Consider the following 16708-nt stretch of genomic DNA (forward strand, 5'->3'; position numbering starts at 1 on the left):
GGTCCGGATATGCGAACCGCCTATTCTACGCGGCATGGCATCATGGGGCATGACCGTACCGGAAACGTTGTATCGCATTCCCCGCCGCCCCTGGCGCTGGCTGCCGTGGCTGGTGCTGTCGCAGCTGCTGGTGGTGCTGGTCTGGGCCGCCTGGGGCTGGCGCTACGGCCTGCCGCTGATGGTGGCCACGCATGCCCTGTTCATGGTGCCGGTCTTCCTCCCCAACAGCCGCTTCTACGCCCCCGTGCTCAGCCGCCTGCCCGGGGATGCCCGCAAGGTCTGGCTGACCATCGATGATGGCCCGTCGGCGGAAACCCCGGCGGTGCTCGATCTGCTGGACCGCTACGAGGCCAGGGCGACCTTTTTCCTGGTTGGTGAACGCGCGCAGGCGCAGCCGGACCTGGTCCGCGCGATGCTGGCCCGGGGGCACAGCCTGGGCAACCACAGCCACCGCCACCCGCAGACGCGTTTCTGGCGGCTGGGGCGACAGGCCATGGCCGCGGAGATCGCGCAATGCCAGCAGGCCCTCACCGCGATCGCCGGCACGCCACCGCGCTGGTACCGCTCGGTGGTCGGGATGACCAATCCATTCGTGGCCCCCGCGTTGAAGCAGTGGCAGCTGACCCGGGTGGGCTGGAGCGCGCGCGGTTTCGACGGGGTGGAGTGCACGCCCGATCAGGTGGTCGAACGGATCACCCGTGATCTGGCGCCGGGCAGCATCGTGCTGCTGCACGAGGGCGCCGCACATGGCCACAACCTGGCCATCATCGAGGCGGTGCTGCAGGCGGTGCAGGCACGTGGCCTGCACGCCGGGCTGCCGGACTGAGGCCGAGGGCTACGCCGGCGGGAGTGCGGGGATCAGCTCAGGGAGCCGATGATCATCAGCAGCACCACACCGAGGATGCTGCCGATCGAGATCACCAGGCCGAGGATCGCGAACACGCGGCGGCGGTCTGCCTGCACTGCACCGGCAACGCCCAGGCCAAAGGCCACCAGCTGCATCAGGGCCGTGCACATCAAGCCGAGGCCGACCAGGATCGCCGACATCGAGGTCTCCTCCATGCCGCCGGGCGTGGTGGTCTCGATGATGCCGGCGATGACGATCAGGCCCAGCATCAACACGGCACCGCACAGGGCGGTAATGAACGCGGCAATACCCATGCCGGAATGAGGGGTGTGCATCAGGGCTCCTTGTCGATGCGGTGAAACGGAGGAATCAGGGGGCGAGGGGCTGCGCGGCCGCGGCGTCTGTTGGCGGATGCGAGGCGTGCCACTGGTCGCGGATCCAACCGCCAAGCGACAGCTGTGCGATCAGCAGACCCAGCGTCACCAGCAGCGCGATGATGCCGAACAGGCGGCGCCGGCGCGGCTGCAGCACGCTGCCCAGGCCGAGCAGCAGGGCCAGGATGGCCAGGCCGACACTGCTGCCGAGCAGCGCCGCCAGCGACCACGGCAGCTCGCGCATGGCCGCGTGTTCGGGCACATGCGCGTAATGCATGCTCAGCAGCAGCATCACCAGGCCACAGGCGCTGACGATCAGCGCGGCGATGCCAAGCGCGGAATGTCGGGTCTGTCGGGGCATGGGCGGCTCCTTGCCGGAAGGGGGGCGGGAGTATGCGCGTGTGCGGCCCGCGGCGCGAGCCACGGCGACTACGCAGCGAGCGGACGATCGCCGACGATCAGCCAGTTGTTGAACGGGGTATTGCCGTACAGCGGTGTCATCCGCAGCTGCAGCCCGGCGGTTTCCAACGGAGTGCGCAGGCTCCCGGCATCGGGATAGTGGCGTGGACGCGTGCCCATCCAGCCCACCAGGTGCGCGAGCATGTCGGTGATCCGCGTGGTCCGGTCGCGGCCACTGTGGTCAGCCAACGTGGTGCGGATCACCAGCCGCGCCCCGGGTGCCACGCGCGCGGCGGCATCGTGCAGCAGTTGAGTCTGCGCGGGCGCGGGCAGGTACTGCAGCACGTCGAGCAACGCGACGTTGCCGAGGTGGGCGGGCAGGGCCGCGCTGGCGTCCATGCAGGTGAACCGTGCATCCGGCAGCGCGGCCCGGGCACCGGCCTGCTCGGCGCGGGCGACCTTGCCAGCGTCGATGTCCACACCGTGATACGCAAGTGTACTGCCCTGCTGGCGCAGCACGTGCGCCAGCAGCCCCAGGCCGCAGCCGATATCCAGCAACGGCGCCACAGGCGCATCGTTCAACGCCGCGAGCACGCCGGGATACAGCGGATCACTGCCGAGCTTGCCGCGGCTGTAGTAATAATCGCGGCGATTGCCGAACCGCTGCGGCGGCAGGAACGCCGTGGCGATCCGGCGGGCCTGCTCCCTGGCCAGCGGCAGCGTGGCCTCGCTCAGCGGGTCGGCTCCGCCCACAGCACGCGCGTGACTTCGAAGGCGCGCTGGTGCCACAGCGTGTACATCGCGGCGGACGGATGCAGACCATCCTCGGCCAGCATGACGCGCTCGCCGCCCAGCTGGCGGCTCAGGTCGGTGATGTCGACAAAGGCCACGTCATGTTCGGCGCAGATGGCCGCAGCGGCAGCGTTGTAGGCATCCAGTTCCTGCCCGACCTGCACGCGGTCGCGGCCGGATGCCACGGCATAGGGGGTCACGCCCCAGTCCGGGATCGAGAGCACCAGCACGCGCGGTGCACGCTCGCCGGCGAAGGCGAGCGCGCGCTGCAACAGCGCGGTGAAGCGCGGGCGGTACTCGTCCACGCTGCGGCCACGGTATTGATCATTGACCCCGATCAGCAGGCTTACCAGCGCGAACGGACCCTGCGGTGCGTCGGCATCGATGCCGGCCTCAAGCTCGTCGGTGGTCCAGCCGGTGGTGGCAATGATCGTTGGATCGTCCACGTCCACGCCGATATCGCGCAGGGCGGCGGCCAACTGCGTCGGCCAGCGCCCGGACGGCTCGACGCCTTCGCCGATCGTGTAGGAATCGCCCAGCGCCAGGTACGGCCGGACCATCAGGCCACCGCGCTGCGCGGCTTGAGCGGGACCACCTTGGTGTTGGCCTCGGCACGGCGTGCCAAGGCGCGGTCGATGCGCGCGAACACATCGCGCATCACCTCCGGCTCGGGCAGCAGGGTCACGCGGAAGTGGTGGCGGTAAGGCACGTTGAAGCTCGAGCCCGGGACCACCAGTACGCCTTCTTCGTTCATCAGTTCCAGCGCGAAATCATGGTCGTCGAAGCTGCGTGCCGCCGCACCGACCACCGCCGGGAACGCGTACAGCGCGCCGGCCGGGGCCACCAGCGACAGATGCTCGCTGGCGTTGCAGGCTTCGATCACCGCGCGGCGGGTTTCATACAGACGGCCACCCGGCGCGCACAGCGGCGAGATGGTGTCCGGCCCGTTGACCGCGGCATCGATGGCGTACTGGCCCGGCACGTTGGCGCACAGGCGCAGCGCGCTGAGCAGGTCCATCGCCGCACGGAACTCGCCCAGCCGCTCGGCCGCGCCGGACAGCATCGCCCAGCCCACGCGCCAGCCGCAGGCGCGATGCACCTTGCTCAAGCCGCTGAAGGTGATGCAAGGGTGCTCGCCGGCCAGCGGCGCGACGGCATGGAACTGCGCGTCGTCATACAGGATCTGGTCGTAGATCTCATCGACCATCAACAGCAGGTTGTGCTTGGCGGCGATGGCCACGATGCGCTCCAGCAGATCGCGCGAGTAGCTGGCGCCGCTGGGATTGTTCGGGTTGATCAGCACGATCGCGCGGGTGCGCGAGGACACCAGCGCCTCGATCTCGACCGGGTCGGGCTGGAAGCCGTTCTCCGGTGCGCAGCGGTAATACACCGGGCGGCCATCGTTGAGGATGGTCGCGGCCGACCACAGCGGGTAATCCGGCGAGGGCACCAGCACTTCGTCGCCCGGGTTGAGCAGGGCGCGCAGCGACAGGTCGATCAGCTCGCTGACGCCATTGCCGATGAACACCCGATCCGGGTGCGCATCGGGTGCGCCGCGACGGGCGTAGGCGGCGGCGATGGCTTCGCGCGCCTCCGGCAGGCCCTGCTGGTGGGTGTACGGGTCGGTGCGGCCCATGTCATCGGCGATCGCGCGCTGCAGGTGCTCAGGCGCGCGGAACCCGAAGTTGCCCGGGTTGCCGATGTTGAGCTTGATCAGCTTGCGGCCCTGGGCCTCCAGCTCCCGCGCTCGTCGCGCCAGTTCGCCCCGGATCTCGTAGCGGACTTCGGACAGGCGCTCGCGGGTGGCGAGCGGCTTCAGCGGGGGCGTGGACATGAACGGGCCGTCATTCAGGCATGGAAACCGCATGGTAGCGGAATTGTTGCGTTGCAGGGCAAGCGTTTCCGGCCCAACGCCCAGCCCTGCAAGGCAGTTGCAGATGAAAGGATTTCCACCCGTCCACGCCTGCGCCGCTCCGCCGCGGCAACGCCTGGTCGCCACACCCATTAGAATGGGCACGATGAGCGAACCCACTGATTACCTTGCCCTGCAGACCATTGGCTGGCCCTGGCCGGGCGGCCCGGAGCTGCCGGACTGGCAGGCCCTGTTCGAGCAGTTCCCGCAGGCGCGCCCGGGCCGGGTGATCGAGCAGCATCGCACCGGCTACATCGTCTCCGATGCGCCCGAAGCGGCGATCAAGACCGAATCCCCGCCGGAATGGCAGCGCCCACGCTTCCCCAGCCACGAGCGCGCGGCGGTAGGCGACTGGGTGCTGCTGGAGGGCATCAAGATCGTGGCCCTGCTGCCGCGGCGCACCGCGATCAAGCGCGGCGCGGCCGGCGAGCATTACCACCAGCAGGTGATCGCGGCCAACATCGATACGGTGTTCATCGTCTGCGGGCTGGATGCGGACTTCAATCCGCGCCGGATCGAGCGCTACCTGCTGCTGGTCGGCGGGGGCGGTGCACAGCCGGTGGTGGTGCTGACCAAGGCCGACCAGACCGAGTACAGCCAGGACGCCCTGGACGTGCTGGAAGAACTGGCAGCGCAGAATATTCCGCTGCTGGCGATCAACGGCAAAGACCCGGCCAGCGCCTCGGCCCTGTTGCCGTGGCTCGCCGCTGGCCAGACCGTGGTACTGGTCGGCTCCTCCGGTGCGGGCAAGTCGACCCTGACCAATACGCTGCTCGGCCACGAGCGCATGAAGACCGCCGATGTGCGCGTCAACGACTCGCGCGGCCGCCACACCACCACCCACCGCGCACTGATTCCGCTGCCGGCCGGCGCCTGCCTGATCGACACCCCTGGCATGCGCGAGCTGAAGCCGACCGGTGAAGAGGCCCTGAGCGAAGGCGGCTTCTCCGACGTGGAAGCCCTGTCGGCGCAATGCCGTTTCCGCGACTGCGCCCACCAGCGTGAGCCGGGCTGTGCGATCCGCGCGGCCATCGATGACGGCACGCTGGATGAAGAGCGCCTGCTCAACTACTTCAAGCTGAAAGAAGAAGTGGCTGCCGCCGCGGCCAAGCTGGCCGTGCGCCAGGCGCAGCAGGCCATCGAGCGCAAGCACGTGGGCAAGGGCGCGCAGTGGCGGCCGGGCGGAAAGGGCGGCCGACGATAGCTTTTGCTACTGTCCGTCCATGGACACGCCAATGACCGTGGATCGTGACGTCGCCCACCACACCGCGCTCGATGCCCAACTGGTCGAGGCGGTGGGCGGGATCAAACTGCTGGGGCTGACCAGCTGGCCGGCCGCGCTGCAGGCGCCGTTCCTGGCCAGCGTCGCCCGCGGGCAGCCGGTGCTCCCGCAGGTCGACTACCCCAAGCTCGATTTCACCGATACCCGCCACCGGCTGGCCGCGATCAGCGCGCAATGCGATCCCGACCATCCCATCGGCCTGTACGTGCAGCGCTCGGCGCACAGCTGGGACCAGGCTGCCGGCCTGCTGGAATCGCTGGGCACCGCCGAGGTGGATCGTTACTCGGTGGAACTGTTCGGCGCGCCCGAGCAACCGCTGCCCGGCAACGGCCCCAGCACCCGCGACGCCGCCCGCCACTTCATCCAGATCGCGCAGGAACTGGACCACGAGCTGCTTGCGCCCGAAGAACAGGTGCCGGTCTCGGCCACCGCGCTGCAACTGCAGTTGCAGAGTGATCTGGATGCTTTCTTCGAATCGCGGATCATCAGCGTCCAGCTCGATCCGGACCTGATCTCCAAGGCGGCCGCCGGCCCGAACCGGATCCGCCTGCGCACCAGTGCGCGTTTCAGCGCCTACGACCGTGCGCAGTTGTTCCATCACGAGGCGCTGGTGCATTCCTTGACCGCGCTCAACGGCCGCGAGCAGCCGCACCTGCCCAGCCTGGCGCTGTCCTCGCCGCGGGTCACCGCGACCCAGGAAGGACTGGCGACCTTTGCCGAGCAGATCACCGGCAGCATCGACATCGAGCGCCTCAAGCGCATCAGCCTGCGCACCGAAGCCATTGCCATGGCGCGCGAAGGAGCCGATTTCATCCAGGTGTTCCGCTACTTCTGCGAGGCCGGCCAGAACAACGAAGAGAGCTTCGCCTCCGCCCAGCGCGTGTTCCGCGGCGTGCCCCCGAGCGGGGGCGCGGCCTTCACCAAGGACACGGTGTACCTGCGCGGGCTGGTCTCGGTGCACACCTTCTTCCGCCACATGCTGGCCGAAGACCGCCTGCAGGTTTGCCGCTGGCTGTTTGCCGGCAAGATGTCGCTGACCGATGCGATCGCCTTCGCACCGCTGTTCGAAGAGGGCATCCTGCGCCCGCCGCGCTGGTTGCCGCATTGGGTCAGTCGCGCGAACGGATTGGCCGGCATGCTTGCGTTCTCCTTGTTCGCCAATCGCATCCGCATGGATCAGCTCGCCCCCGAGTAGTGCCGGCCGCTGGCCGGCAAGCTCGCGCGCCTTCCACAGGCACCCAGTGCGTCAATGAGCACTGCATCGCAATTCATCTGCGATGCGCTGAACCGTAAACATCCTTTCATCTTCCGCTCGCATGCTGGTCATGCACCTGCATTGCGCAGGTCATCTTCCCCCATGTAACGGACGACCATGCTTACCCGACCCCTGACGATCGCGGTGGCGCTCGCGCTGTGCGCCGCCCATGCCAACGCCAACGCTGCCGATGTAGACGCCACCGCTGCTGCCAACGTCGCGCTCAGTGCGCAGACCCTGGACACCGTTTCGGTGATCGGCCAGGGCGAGACCCGCCAGGTGCAGCGCATCACGGCCGTGGACAAGGAAGTACTGCCGCCTGGCACCAGCGGCCAGAAGATCCTCGATCGCCTGCCGGGCGTCTCGGTACAGTCCAACGATGCCTTCGGCGCCAACGAAGAATCGCAGACGATCAGCCTGCGCGGCTTCGACAAGAGCCGCCTGGGCTACACGCTGGATGGCATTCCGCTGGGCGACAACAGCTACGGCAACTACAACGGCCTGAGCATCGCCCGTGCGCTGATCGCCGAGAATCTCGCCGGCGCAGAATTGTCGCAGGGCATCGGCTCGCTGGGCGTCGCCTCGACCAGCAACCTCGGCGGCACCATCCAGTACTTCTCGCAGGACCCGTCCACCGAGTTCGGCGGCAAGGCCAGCGTCACCGTCGGCGATGACAACCAGCGCCGCGGCTACCTGCGCGTGGACACCGGCGACATCAATGGCTTCTCGGCTTATGTGTCCGGCGTGCATCAGGATTCGGACATGTGGGCCGAACCGAACCAGAACCAGACCACCCGCCAGTTCAACGCCAAGGCGGTCTGGAACGTGGGTGACAACCGCTTCGGTGCCTTCGCTGCCACCTCGCGCGTGAGCCAGGCCAACTACGCCTACCTGTCCAAGAGCATGCTCGCACGTGGCCTCGGATGGGACTGGAACATCTACGCACCGGACTGGGATCGCGCCGTTGCCGCTGCCTACTGCGCACCGGGCACCTACAACGCGCAGAAGTGTGCGTTCACCGGTGGCGTCAACAGCATCGATGACGCGTACTACCAGAGCCGCGCGCTGCGCGACGACAACCTGTACTCGCTGGATGCCGACCTCGCGCTGGGCGACAGCGCCCGCCTGAAGCTGCTTGGCTACCACCATGAGAACCGTGGCCAGGGCCACTGGTGGGCACCGGGCCAGCCGTCCAACCCCGGCACCCCGGAGATGTTGCCGATCTCCATCCGCAGCACCAACTACACCATCAACCGCCAGGGCATCACCGCCGCGCTGAGTTGGCAGTGGGGCATCCATTCGCTGGAAGCAGGGCTGTGGTATGAGCGCAACGACCACAACGTCGAGCGCAATTTCTACTACATCACCGGTCCGTTCCTGGATGACGGCTACCTCAACCACCCCGACCGCCGCCTGTTCGATCAGGACTTCGACATCCGCACGCGCCAGTTCTACGTGCAGGACCGCATGCGCTTCCTGGACGACCGCCTGACCGTGGATGTGGGCATCAAGAGCCCGAACACCCGCATGACGGCCAACGCGAAGCCGGGCACGGAAGCCAGCTACGCCTCCGGCACGCTGACCGCCAAGGAATCGGTACTGCCGCAGGCCGGCATCGGCTTCAAGCTGAGCCCGAACCAGGAAGTGTTCGCCTCGTACTCGGAGAACATCGCCGCCTTCGTCGGTGGCGGCAGCGGTGGCCCGCTGCAGGTCTCGCCGGAATCCTTCGCGGCCAGCGCCGGGCTGGAACCAGAGAAGTCCAAGACGCTGGAAGCCGGCTTCCGCACCTTCGGCGAAAAGTACCAGGCCTCCATCGCGGCCTATCACGTGACCTTCGACAACCGCCTGCTCTCGCTCAATCCCTGCACCAGTATTGAAGTCGGCACGCGCCCGGAGTGCATCACGCGCTTCATCAACGTGGGTTCGGTGAAGAGCCGCGGTGCGGAACTGACCTTCATCCTCAAGCCGATGGACGGCCTGCAGTGGTACAACGCGCTCTCGTGGAACAAGACCACCTACGAGGACAACTACACCTCGGGCGGTGCGATCGTGCCGGTGGCCGGCAAGATCACGGTGGACACGCCCGAGCGCATGGCCTCCAGTGAGATCAGCTGGAACCGCGATGGTTTCTTCGCCAGCCTGCGCGCGAAGTACACAGGCAAGCGTTACTACACCTACACGAATGACCAGTCGGTGCCCGGGGTGACGACGTTCGATGCGGGCATGGGCTATTCGTTCGGGCCGGGCATGGGCCTGCGCGATATCAAGGTGTCGCTCAACGCGACCAACCTGACCAACAAGCGCTACGCCGGCCAGCTCAGTTCGTTCGCCCCCACCGATCCGACGGGTACCCGCTATGCGATCCACGCCAGTGCGCCGCGTCAGCTGTTCATGACGGTCGCTGCGGAGTTCTGATCTCCGTCTGCAAGGGCAGGGTAGCCACCGACCGTTGGTCGGTGGCTTTGCCTTGTGCAGCGGTAAGAGCTCAACGCCAAAAGCGCAATGTCCGTCTTGTGGCTGGGCCAGGCGTGGGGTGTGTGGGTTCGCGGGACGCGCCGTAAACCCATCCATGGGGGCTCGTGAGCCGCATCCATGCGGCACAACGGTCCCGCCAACCCACACACCCCACGCCCCCGACAGTTGGTTGGTGGCCACGGCGAAGCAAAGCTGGAGCCGAGCAGAGCCGAGCAGAGCCGAGCAGAGCCGAGCAGAGCCGAGCAGAGCCGAGCAGAGCCGAGCAGAGCTGAGCAATCTGAGCGGAGTAAGTCACGTAGGCGAGCCAAGCAAGCGAACCAGGCAGACCAACGCAAGCAAAGCAAGCAAGGCGAGCAAGGCAAGCTAAAGCCACGGCAGTACTAAGAGCCGGCTCTTTCGTTGCGCACCAGCCCCCTGTCAAAGGGTAGGCACGGGTGGGTTGGCGGGACCGTGTGTTGCCATGGATGGCAACACACGAGCTTACATGGACGTACTTGCAGCGGGTTCCGCCAACCCACCCGTGCCTGCCCAGCGCGACACGAGCCTGCCCATAGGCTTTTGATCTGCCGTCGCCGTCGCCGTCGCCCTTCGCGCAGCCCCCCCAAAAGCTTGAAAGCAAAAGAAAAAAAAGCCGCGATGCCAACCAGCATCGCGGCTCACCTCGTGGGGGAGGCCACGCATCACGTGGGATGCGCAAAACCGTCAGAACATGTGCAGACCACCGTTCACCGCATAATCCGCACCCGTCACATACGCCGCATCGTCCGACGCCAACCACGCACACAGACTCGCCACCTCCTCCGGCTTGCCCAACCGCCGGATCGGCACCGAGCCCGCCAGACGATCCAGCACATCCGGCGGAAAACTGCTGATCGACTGACTCGCGATATACCCCGGCGAAATCGTATTCACCGTCACGCCCCGCGTCGCCACCTCATTGGCCAACGCCCGGCTGAAGCCATGCATCGCCGCCTTCGCCGTCGCGAAGTTCACCTGGCCGATCTGGCCCTTGTGCGCACTCACCGAGCCGATGTTCACGATCCGGCCCCAGCCGCGCGTGCTCATGCCATCGATCACCTGCTTGGTGATGTTGAACAGCGCATGCAGGTTCGACCCCATCACCGCATTCCAATCATCCGGGCTCATCTGGCGGAACAGCACATCGCGGCTGCCGCCGGCATTGTTGACCAGCACATCGATCTCGCCGACTTCGGCCTTCACCTTGGCGAACGCGGCCACCGTCGACGCCCAGTCCGCGGCATTGCCTTCCGAGGCGATGAAATCGAAGCCCAGTTCGCGTTGCTCGCGCAGCCAGGCGGCTTTGCGCGGTGAATTCGGGGCGCAGCCGGCGACCACGGTGTGGCCGTTGCGGGCCAGCTTCTGGCAGATGGCAGTGCCGACACTGCCCATGGCGCTGGTGACGTAAGCGATGCGAAGAGTCATGGCGGAAGGCTCCTTGGTAGGCGGATCAGGACGCAAGCGGATACAGGCCGAACAGCAGCCCACCGAACATCAGCAGCATCGAAATGGCGATGGCCCACTTCAGGGTGAACTTCTGGTGATCGGCGAACTCCACCTTGGCCAGGCCGACCAGCAGGTAGGTCGAGGGCACCAGCGGGCTGAGCAGATGCACCGGCTGGCCGGCCAGCGAGGCACGCGCCATCTCCACCGGCGTGATGCCGTAGTTGCCGGCCGCTTCGGACAGGATCGGCAGCACGCCGAAGTAGAAGGCGTCGTTGGACATGAAGAAGGTGAACGGCATCGAGGCCAGCGCGGTGATCACCGCCAGGTAGGGGCCCCAGCTGTCGGGAATGATCGCCAGGAAACTGTGCGACATCGCCTCGACCATGCCGGTGTTGTTGAGGATGCCGGTGAAGATGCCCGCCGCGAAGATCAGCGAGACCACCGACAGCACGTTGCCGGCATGGTTGACCACGCGGCGGCGCTGCTCGGCCAGGTTCGGGTAGTTGATCACCAGGGCGATCGCGAAGCCGACCATGAACAGGACCGGCATCGGCAGCACGCCCAGGATCAGCGCGGTCATCAGGGCGATGGTCAGGCCCAGATTGACCCACAGCAGCTTCGGGCGCTTGGTGTCCTCGGCGTCTTCCACCGTCGGCAGCATGTTGCCATCATCGGAGACGCTGTTGTCCATCCAGCTCCCGCCCTGCGGCAGGGTCACCACGCCCAGGCGACGGCGTTCCTTCATGCCCAGATACCAGGCCAGCACCAGCACGCCGGCGCAGGCGATCACCATCGAGGGAATCAGCGGCACAAAGACGTCGGCCGGGTCCACGTGCAGCGCGGTGGCGGCACGGGCGGTCGGCCCGCCCCACGGGGTGAGGTTCATCACGCCACCGGCGAGGATGGTCACGCAGGTCATGTTCAACGCGTTCATGCCCAGGCGCTGATACAACGGCAGCATCGCCGACACGGTGATCATGTAGGTGGTCGAGCCATCGCCGTCGAGCGAGATCAGCATCGCCAGGATGGCGGTGCCGAGCACGATCTTCATCGGGTCGCCCTTGACGAAGCGCAGGATGATCCGCACCAGCGGATCGAACAGGCCCGCATCGATCATCACCCCGAAGTACAGGATGGCGAACATCAGCATCACGCCGGTCGGCGCGATCTTCTTGATGCCTTCCAGCATCATGTCGTCGATGCCGGCCGCGAAGCCGCCGATCAGCGCGAACAGGATCGGAATGGTGATGAGGGCGACCAGCGGCGAGAGCCGCTTGCTCATGATCAAATACATGAATGTAATGACCATGCCAAAGCCGAGGATGCTCAGCATCATCTGCATTCTCCAGAAGAAACGGTGCGGAAAGTAGGCATCAGAAGTCGTACTGCAGGCGGCCGGTGACCGCGCGCGTGCGATCCACGGTGGCGTCGGCCAGGCGGTCGCGGTTGCGGCTTTCGATCAGGTTGAGCATGAAGCGCAGGTTCGGGCGCATGTACCAGTTGCCACCCAGCGTCCACGCCTCGGTCTGGCCGTCGCGCAGGTCCGGCTGGCCGATCAGGTGCTGGTCGCCGCGCATCTGGTCATAGCGCAGTGCCAGTTCGAACGCGCCGGCGGTGTGCTGGAAATCCTTGACCCGGCCGAAGCGCCCCGTCTTGCGGTCGTACACGCGCGATTCGCCGGTGACGAACCAGCTGACCAGGCCGTAGCCGGCCAGCACCTTGCCGCGCTGGCTGCCGTCGTCGAAGGTGGCGCCGCTGAATTCGCCCTGCCAGGACAGCGGCCCGTTCACCTGTGCGTACTCCAGCGACCACTTGTTGACGTCGGTGTCGCGCCCGGCCGAGAAATCGACCAGGGTCAGGCGGCTGTTGTCCGAGAGATGGCCGGCCGGGCGCGGGCGGATGCGCAGGGCGGGGACGCCGTCGGCGCCAGGGGTGTCGTAGCGCTCATGCGCCAACGACACGCCCAGGTGCAGGACATCACCGGCGGTGGCGCCGGGGGCCCAGGTCGCACGGCCACCGGCGGCACGGCCCTTGACCTGCCACGCGTCGATGCTCTCCAGGCTGTAGGCGCTGGCGGCCCACGTCATGTCGCCGCGCGCGGCCTGCCAGGAGGCGCCGAGGCGATACAGCGGCGCCAGCGTGGTGCCGGCATTGCCGCGCTCCAGGAAGCTGCCGTAGTTCGAACTGGTGCGGTCATCCAGCGAGAAGAACTGCTTGAACTGGCCCACGGTGAGCTTGCCGGCATCGCCGAAGCTGCGGCTGACGAACACATCCTTGGCCTCGACCCGGTCGCCGGAGAAATCCGCTTCCAGCTTGTAGTCGACCACGAAGAACTTGCCGGATACGTCAAGCCATGCGCGACGGATCTCGGTGTCGTCCTTGTTCGGCGTACCGCGGCGGTCGTTGTGGAAATCGGCGAAATCCAGATGCAGGCGGCCGCCAAGGCTGGCCGTGACCGGGCGGTCGTCAGTGTTGTCGTCGGCGGCCCAGGCGGGTGCGGCCAACAACAGCGTGCAGGCGGCCGGCAGGCACCAGCGCAGTGTGTTCAGTTCCATGGCCCCTCCCAGGTACCGTGTGTTCGGTGGTGTCGCGTTGGCGCAGCCTAGTGCCGGGATGCTGTCATCCACCTGTCAGCCATTGCTGCACCGCAGCGAAGCGCACGGATGCGGCCGCACGCGCTAGCATTCGTGCACCTTTCCCGATCCCGACCGATGCGCATCCTGCTGGTGGAAGACAACCCGGACCTGGCCGACGCGATCGTCCGCCGCATGCGCCGCAGTGGGCATGCCGTGGATTGGCAGAGCGACGGCCTGGCCGCAGCGAGCGTGCTGCGCTACCAGTCGTTCGATCTGGTCGTACTCGATATCGGCCTGCCCAAACTGGATGGGCTGCGCGTACTGGCCGGCATGCGTGAGCGCGGTGACAGCACCCCGGTGCTGATGCTGACCGCGCGCGATGGCATCGAAGACCGGGTGCAGGCGCTGGATGTCGGCGCCGATGATTACCTCGGCAAGCCGTTCGATTTCCGCGAGTTCGAAGCGCGCTGCCGCGTGCTCTTGCGGCGCACCCGTGGCCAGGCCAGCGAGGTGGTGCAGATCGGTGGCTTCCAGTTCGACAACGCCGCGCACCGGGTCAGCCTGGATGGCCAGCCGATCGAACTGCCCAACCGCGAGTACCGTCTGCTGGAGATCCTGATGGGTCGCCTGGGGCAGGTGGTCGGCAAGGACGAGATCGGCAACGGCCTGTTCGGCTTCGACGATGAGGCCGGTCCCAACGCGATCGAACTGTATGTCGGGCGCCTGCGCCGCAAACTGGCCGAGGCACCGCTGCGCATCGTGACCGTGCGCGGCAGCGGCTATCTGCTTGAGGCGCACGATGTGGCGGCCGAGGGCAGCGCCGATGGTGACTGAGGCCCGCGTACCGACCTCGATCCGGCGCACGCTGTGGCTGTATCTGGGCGGCTTGATGGCGCTGTTCGCGGTCGCGTTGTTCTTCGGTGCGCGTGACTACGGCCAGCGTGCCGCCAACCGTTCCTACGATCACCTGCTGGTGTCCTCGGCGCTTTCGATCATCGATTCGGTGGCGCTGGTGGATGCGCAGTGGCAGGTGGATCTGCCGTACGCCTCGCTCGACCTGCTGGCCATGGCGCCGGAAGACCGCGTGTTCTATCGCGTCTTCGATGCGCGCAACCGGACCGTGACCGGCTACGGCGATCTGCCGGCGCCGCCGCGCGCGCCGAGCGATCGCCCGCAGTTGTTCGACGCGCCCTACAGCGGTGAGACCGTGCGCTTCGTGGTGGTCTCGCGGCGGGTGTCATCACCGTCCGCGCAGGCCGAGGTGCGTGTGCAGGTCGGGCAGACCCGGCGGGCGCGCGAGGCGCTGGCACAGGACATGGTCACCCGCGCGCTGGTCGCGATCGTCGTGCTTTCGCTGTTGTCGCTGGCGCTGGTCGCGCTCGGCGTTCACCGGGCGCTGCGGCCGCTGGTGCGGGTCGAACGCGAACTGTCCAGACGCGAACCGTCCGACCTGCGGCCGCTGGACGCCGCCACACCGCAGGAAATGGACCAGATGGTTGGTGCGCTGAACCACTTCATGGGCCGGCTGTCGACCAGCAATGAAACGCTGCGCGCCTTCATGGCCGAGGCCGCGCACCAGATGCGCACGCCGCTGGCGGCCCTGCGCGCGCAGGCCCAGCTCGCGCTGGATGATGAAGATCCGGAGGACATGCGACGCAGCCTGCAGGCGATCGAGCGCAACGCGACGCACATGAGCCGCCTTCTCAATCAGCTGCTCAGCGATGCCAGCGTTATCCATCGCGCGAACCTGCAGCGTTTCGCCCTGGTCGACCTGGCCGAGATCGTGCACCAGGCCCTGCACGAGGCCTTGCCGCAGGCATTGCCCGCACCTCGCGTACAGCTGGCGGTGACCAGCGATCCGGCGTGGGTCAACGGGGATGCACTGCTGCTGCGCGAAGCGATCAAGAACCTGATCGACAATGCGCTCAAATACGGCGGCGACGGCGTACTGCAGCTGGCGCTGACCACCGATGACAGCCACTGCGTGCTGACCATCGCCGACCACGGTCCCGGGATCGCGGCCGCCGATGCGGAGCGGGTGTTCGAACGCTTCGCGCGCGGCGAAGGCGCGGCGGCCGGCGGCGCCGGACTGGGCCTGGCGATCGTCAAGCGCGTGGTCGACAGTCATGGCGGCCACATCGATCTGGCCAACCGTGTGGGTGGCGGGCTGGTCGCCACCATCCGGCTGCCGAGGAGGCACGCATGAAACGCTGGCATGGCCTGTTGATGTTGCTGTTCACCACCACGGTCTTCGCTGATCCGGGTGATGTGCAGCGCTTCCCGGCACAGGGCGTGCCCACCGCGCAGCTGCGCATCCACGGCTCGACCGACATCGAAGTCTTCGCCACGGTGATCGCCGACTACCAGCGCCTGCATCCCGGCACGGAGATCGTCTACGAGGACATCATCACGCAGGACATGTATGCGCGCTACCTGCGCGATCGCAGCGGACCGGCTTCACCGGACATGCTGATCAGCAGTGGCATGGACCTGCAGGCCAAGCTGGTCAACGACGGCCATGCGCTACCGCACCGCTCGGCGCAGACCGATGCGTTGCCCGCTTGGGCGCAGTGGCGGCATGAGGCATTCGGGATCAGCTACGAGCCGGTGGCGATGGTCTACAACACGCGCATGCTGCCGGCGGCGCGGGTGCCGCACACGCGGCGTCAATTGCTGGAGCTGCTGCGGGCGCCGGATGCGCCGTTGCTGGGCCGGGTGGGGACCTACGATGTGCAGCGCAGCAGTGTCGGCTATCTGCTTGCCACCCAGGACGGCCAACGCGGCAGCATGGCCGGCGCGCTGCTTGGAGCGCTGGGCGACAACCGCGTGCAGCTGGAGGAGCGCACCGGCGTGCTGCTCGACCGGGTCAGCAGCGGCCAGCTCTCGCTGGTCTACAACGTGCTGGGCTCGTATGCGCAGGCGCGCATCGATGCCGGTGCGCCGCTGGGCATCATCGAGCCGGAGGACTACACCCTGGTGATGCTGCGCACCGCGGTGATCCCGCGCGGCGGCAAGCACCCCGATGAAGCCCGCCGGTTCCTGGATTATCTGCTGTCGCCCCGTGGACAACAGGTGCTCTCCCGCGAAGCGCGGTTGATGCCGATCCTGCCCGCGGCGGGCCAACGGCGGGGCGCCTCGCCCGAGCGCAGCTACCGCCCGATCCAACTCGGCCCGGGCCTGCTGGTCTACCTGGACGGCCTCAAGCGCCGCCAGTTCCTGGACGCATGGCGGGGCAGCATGCAGCAGGGGCGGGGGGGGCGCGGGGGGCCGCCCCCCCCCCGCAGGGCGGCGCAAGCCACAGCCCCGCCCCGGACCCGGACTGGAGGCCGCCG

The 16708-nt window shown here is 67.3% G+C and carries 14 protein-coding genes and 1 pseudogene; 7 read left to right on the forward strand and 8 right to left on the reverse strand.

Translation table 11 applies throughout. The annotated features are described in order from the left end of the window. The first annotated feature begins 49 nt into the window (after positions 1 to 49). Positions 50 to 826: a polysaccharide deacetylase family protein gene (locus tag ABE483_RS15760; protein ID WP_313219622.1), complete on the forward strand. Its 777-nt coding sequence runs from the start codon at positions 50 to 52 to the stop codon at positions 824 to 826. A gap of 32 nt (positions 827 to 858) precedes the next feature. Here the strand turns inward: ABE483_RS15760 and ABE483_RS15765 are convergent, their stop codons facing one another. From ABE483_RS15765 to ABE483_RS15785, 5 genes are all read right to left on the reverse strand, one after another. Beyond that, positions 859 to 1182 carry a hypothetical protein gene (locus tag ABE483_RS15765; protein WP_313209129.1) on the reverse strand — a complete coding sequence of 108 codons (324 nt, stop codon included), beginning with the start codon at positions 1180 to 1182 and terminating at the stop codon, positions 859 to 861. Positions 1183 to 1216: 34 nt separating this feature from the next. Beyond that, entirely contained in the window at positions 1217 to 1582 is a 366-nt protein-coding gene (locus ABE483_RS15770) for a hypothetical protein (protein WP_346481999.1), read from the reverse strand. Between the two features lie 68 nt (positions 1583 to 1650). Continuing rightward, entirely contained in the window at positions 1651 to 2334 is a 684-nt protein-coding gene (locus tag ABE483_RS15775) for a class I SAM-dependent methyltransferase (protein WP_346482005.1), read from the reverse strand. Between the two features lie 17 nt (positions 2335 to 2351). Beyond that, a complete protein-coding gene (locus ABE483_RS15780) occupies positions 2352 to 2972 on the reverse strand; it encodes a GDSL-type esterase/lipase family protein (RefSeq protein WP_346482000.1) in 621 nt (206 codons plus the stop codon). Next, positions 2972 to 4246 (reverse strand): pyridoxal phosphate-dependent aminotransferase, encoded by a 1275-nt coding sequence (locus ABE483_RS15785; RefSeq protein ID WP_313209132.1) that lies wholly within the window; start codon positions 4244 to 4246, stop codon positions 2972 to 2974. The genes ABE483_RS15780 and ABE483_RS15785 overlap by 1 nt, the downstream gene beginning before the upstream one ends. A gap of 175 nt (positions 4247 to 4421) precedes the next feature. Between ABE483_RS15785 and rsgA the strand changes: the two genes are divergently transcribed. From rsgA to ABE483_RS15800, 3 genes are all read left to right on the forward strand, one after another. Further along, on the forward strand, positions 4422 to 5528 hold the full coding sequence (gene rsgA, locus ABE483_RS15790; RefSeq protein WP_265308967.1) for a ribosome small subunit-dependent GTPase A: 1107 nt from the start codon (positions 4422 to 4424) through the stop codon (positions 5526 to 5528). A 19-nt stretch (positions 5529 to 5547) separates the two neighbouring features. Further along, the gene (locus tag ABE483_RS15795) at positions 5548 to 6801 is read left to right on the forward strand and encodes a flavohemoglobin expression-modulating QEGLA motif protein (RefSeq protein WP_259259171.1); all 1254 of its coding nucleotides are present in this window, start codon (positions 5548 to 5550) and stop codon (positions 6799 to 6801) included. Positions 6802 to 6978: 177 nt separating this feature from the next. Then, positions 6979 to 9276, forward strand: a complete 2298-nt coding sequence (locus ABE483_RS15800) for a TonB-dependent receptor (protein ID WP_313219626.1) — start codon at positions 6979 to 6981, stop codon at positions 9274 to 9276. A gap of 762 nt (positions 9277 to 10038) precedes the next feature. Here the strand turns inward: ABE483_RS15800 and phbB are convergent. From phbB to ABE483_RS15815, 3 genes are read right to left on the reverse strand one after another with little or no spacing between them, the layout of a single operon-like run. Further along, positions 10039 to 10779, reverse strand: coding sequence for an acetoacetyl-CoA reductase (phbB, locus tag ABE483_RS15805; protein WP_019183776.1), 741 nt, complete (start codon positions 10777 to 10779; stop codon positions 10039 to 10041). 25 nt (positions 10780 to 10804) lie between these two features. Next, the gene (locus tag ABE483_RS15810) at positions 10805 to 12133 is read right to left on the reverse strand and encodes a CitMHS family transporter (RefSeq protein WP_346482006.1); all 1329 of its coding nucleotides are present in this window, start codon (positions 12131 to 12133) and stop codon (positions 10805 to 10807) included. Between the two features lie 40 nt (positions 12134 to 12173). Beyond that, a complete protein-coding gene (locus tag ABE483_RS15815; protein ID WP_313209134.1) occupies positions 12174 to 13355 on the reverse strand; it encodes a porin in 1182 nt (393 codons plus the stop codon). Positions 13356 to 13511: 156 nt separating this feature from the next. Between ABE483_RS15815 and ABE483_RS15820 the strand changes: the two genes are divergently transcribed. From ABE483_RS15820 to ABE483_RS15830, 3 genes and pseudogenes are all read left to right on the forward strand, one after another. Beyond that, positions 13512 to 14210, forward strand: a complete 699-nt coding sequence (locus ABE483_RS15820) for a response regulator transcription factor (protein ID WP_346482001.1) — start codon at positions 13512 to 13514, stop codon at positions 14208 to 14210. Beyond that, positions 14200 to 15582: a sensor histidine kinase gene (locus tag ABE483_RS15825; RefSeq protein WP_346482002.1), complete on the forward strand. Its 1383-nt coding sequence runs from the start codon at positions 14200 to 14202 to the stop codon at positions 15580 to 15582. The genes ABE483_RS15820 and ABE483_RS15825 overlap by 11 nt, the downstream gene beginning before the upstream one ends. Beyond that, positions 15579 to 16628, forward strand: a pseudogene (locus ABE483_RS15830) (ABC transporter substrate-binding protein); the annotation flags it as partial. The gene ABE483_RS15825 and the pseudogene ABE483_RS15830, both read left to right, overlap by 4 nt. Positions 16629 to 16708: the final 80 nt, after the last annotated feature.

Origin of the sequence: Stenotrophomonas sp. TWI602 (genome assembly GCF_039674045.1) — a bacterium.
GTDB lineage: Bacteria > Pseudomonadota > Gammaproteobacteria > Xanthomonadales > Xanthomonadaceae > Stenotrophomonas.

Coding starts and splice junctions, on each gene's coding strand:
- ABE483_RS15760 (WP_313219622.1), top strand. CDS start 50: ATGACCGTACCGGAAACGTTGTATCGCATTCCCCGCCGCCCCTGGCGC.
- ABE483_RS15765 (WP_313209129.1), bottom strand. CDS start 1,182: ATGCACACCCCTCATTCCGGCATGGGTATTGCCGCGTTCATTACCGCC.
- ABE483_RS15770 (WP_346481999.1), bottom strand. CDS start 1,582: ATGCCCCGACAGACCCGACATTCCGCGCTTGGCATCGCCGCGCTGATC.
- ABE483_RS15780 (WP_346482000.1), bottom strand. CDS start 2,972: ATGGTCCGGCCGTACCTGGCGCTGGGCGATTCCTACACGATCGGCGAA.
- ABE483_RS15785 (WP_313209132.1), bottom strand. CDS start 4,246: ATGTCCACGCCCCCGCTGAAGCCGCTCGCCACCCGCGAGCGCCTGTCC.
- rsgA (WP_265308967.1), top strand. CDS start 4,422: ATGGGCACGATGAGCGAACCCACTGATTACCTTGCCCTGCAGACCATT.
- ABE483_RS15795 (WP_259259171.1), top strand. CDS start 5,548: ATGGACACGCCAATGACCGTGGATCGTGACGTCGCCCACCACACCGCG.
- ABE483_RS15800 (WP_313219626.1), top strand. CDS start 6,979: ATGCTTACCCGACCCCTGACGATCGCGGTGGCGCTCGCGCTGTGCGCC.
- phbB (WP_019183776.1), bottom strand. CDS start 10,779: ATGACTCTTCGCATCGCTTACGTCACCAGCGCCATGGGCAGTGTCGGC.
- ABE483_RS15810 (WP_346482006.1), bottom strand. CDS start 12,133: ATGCTGAGCATCCTCGGCTTTGGCATGGTCATTACATTCATGTATTTG.
- ABE483_RS15815 (WP_313209134.1), bottom strand. CDS start 13,355: ATGGAACTGAACACACTGCGCTGGTGCCTGCCGGCCGCCTGCACGCTG.
- ABE483_RS15820 (WP_346482001.1), top strand. CDS start 13,512: ATGCGCATCCTGCTGGTGGAAGACAACCCGGACCTGGCCGACGCGATC.
- ABE483_RS15825 (WP_346482002.1), top strand. CDS start 14,200: ATGGTGACTGAGGCCCGCGTACCGACCTCGATCCGGCGCACGCTGTGG.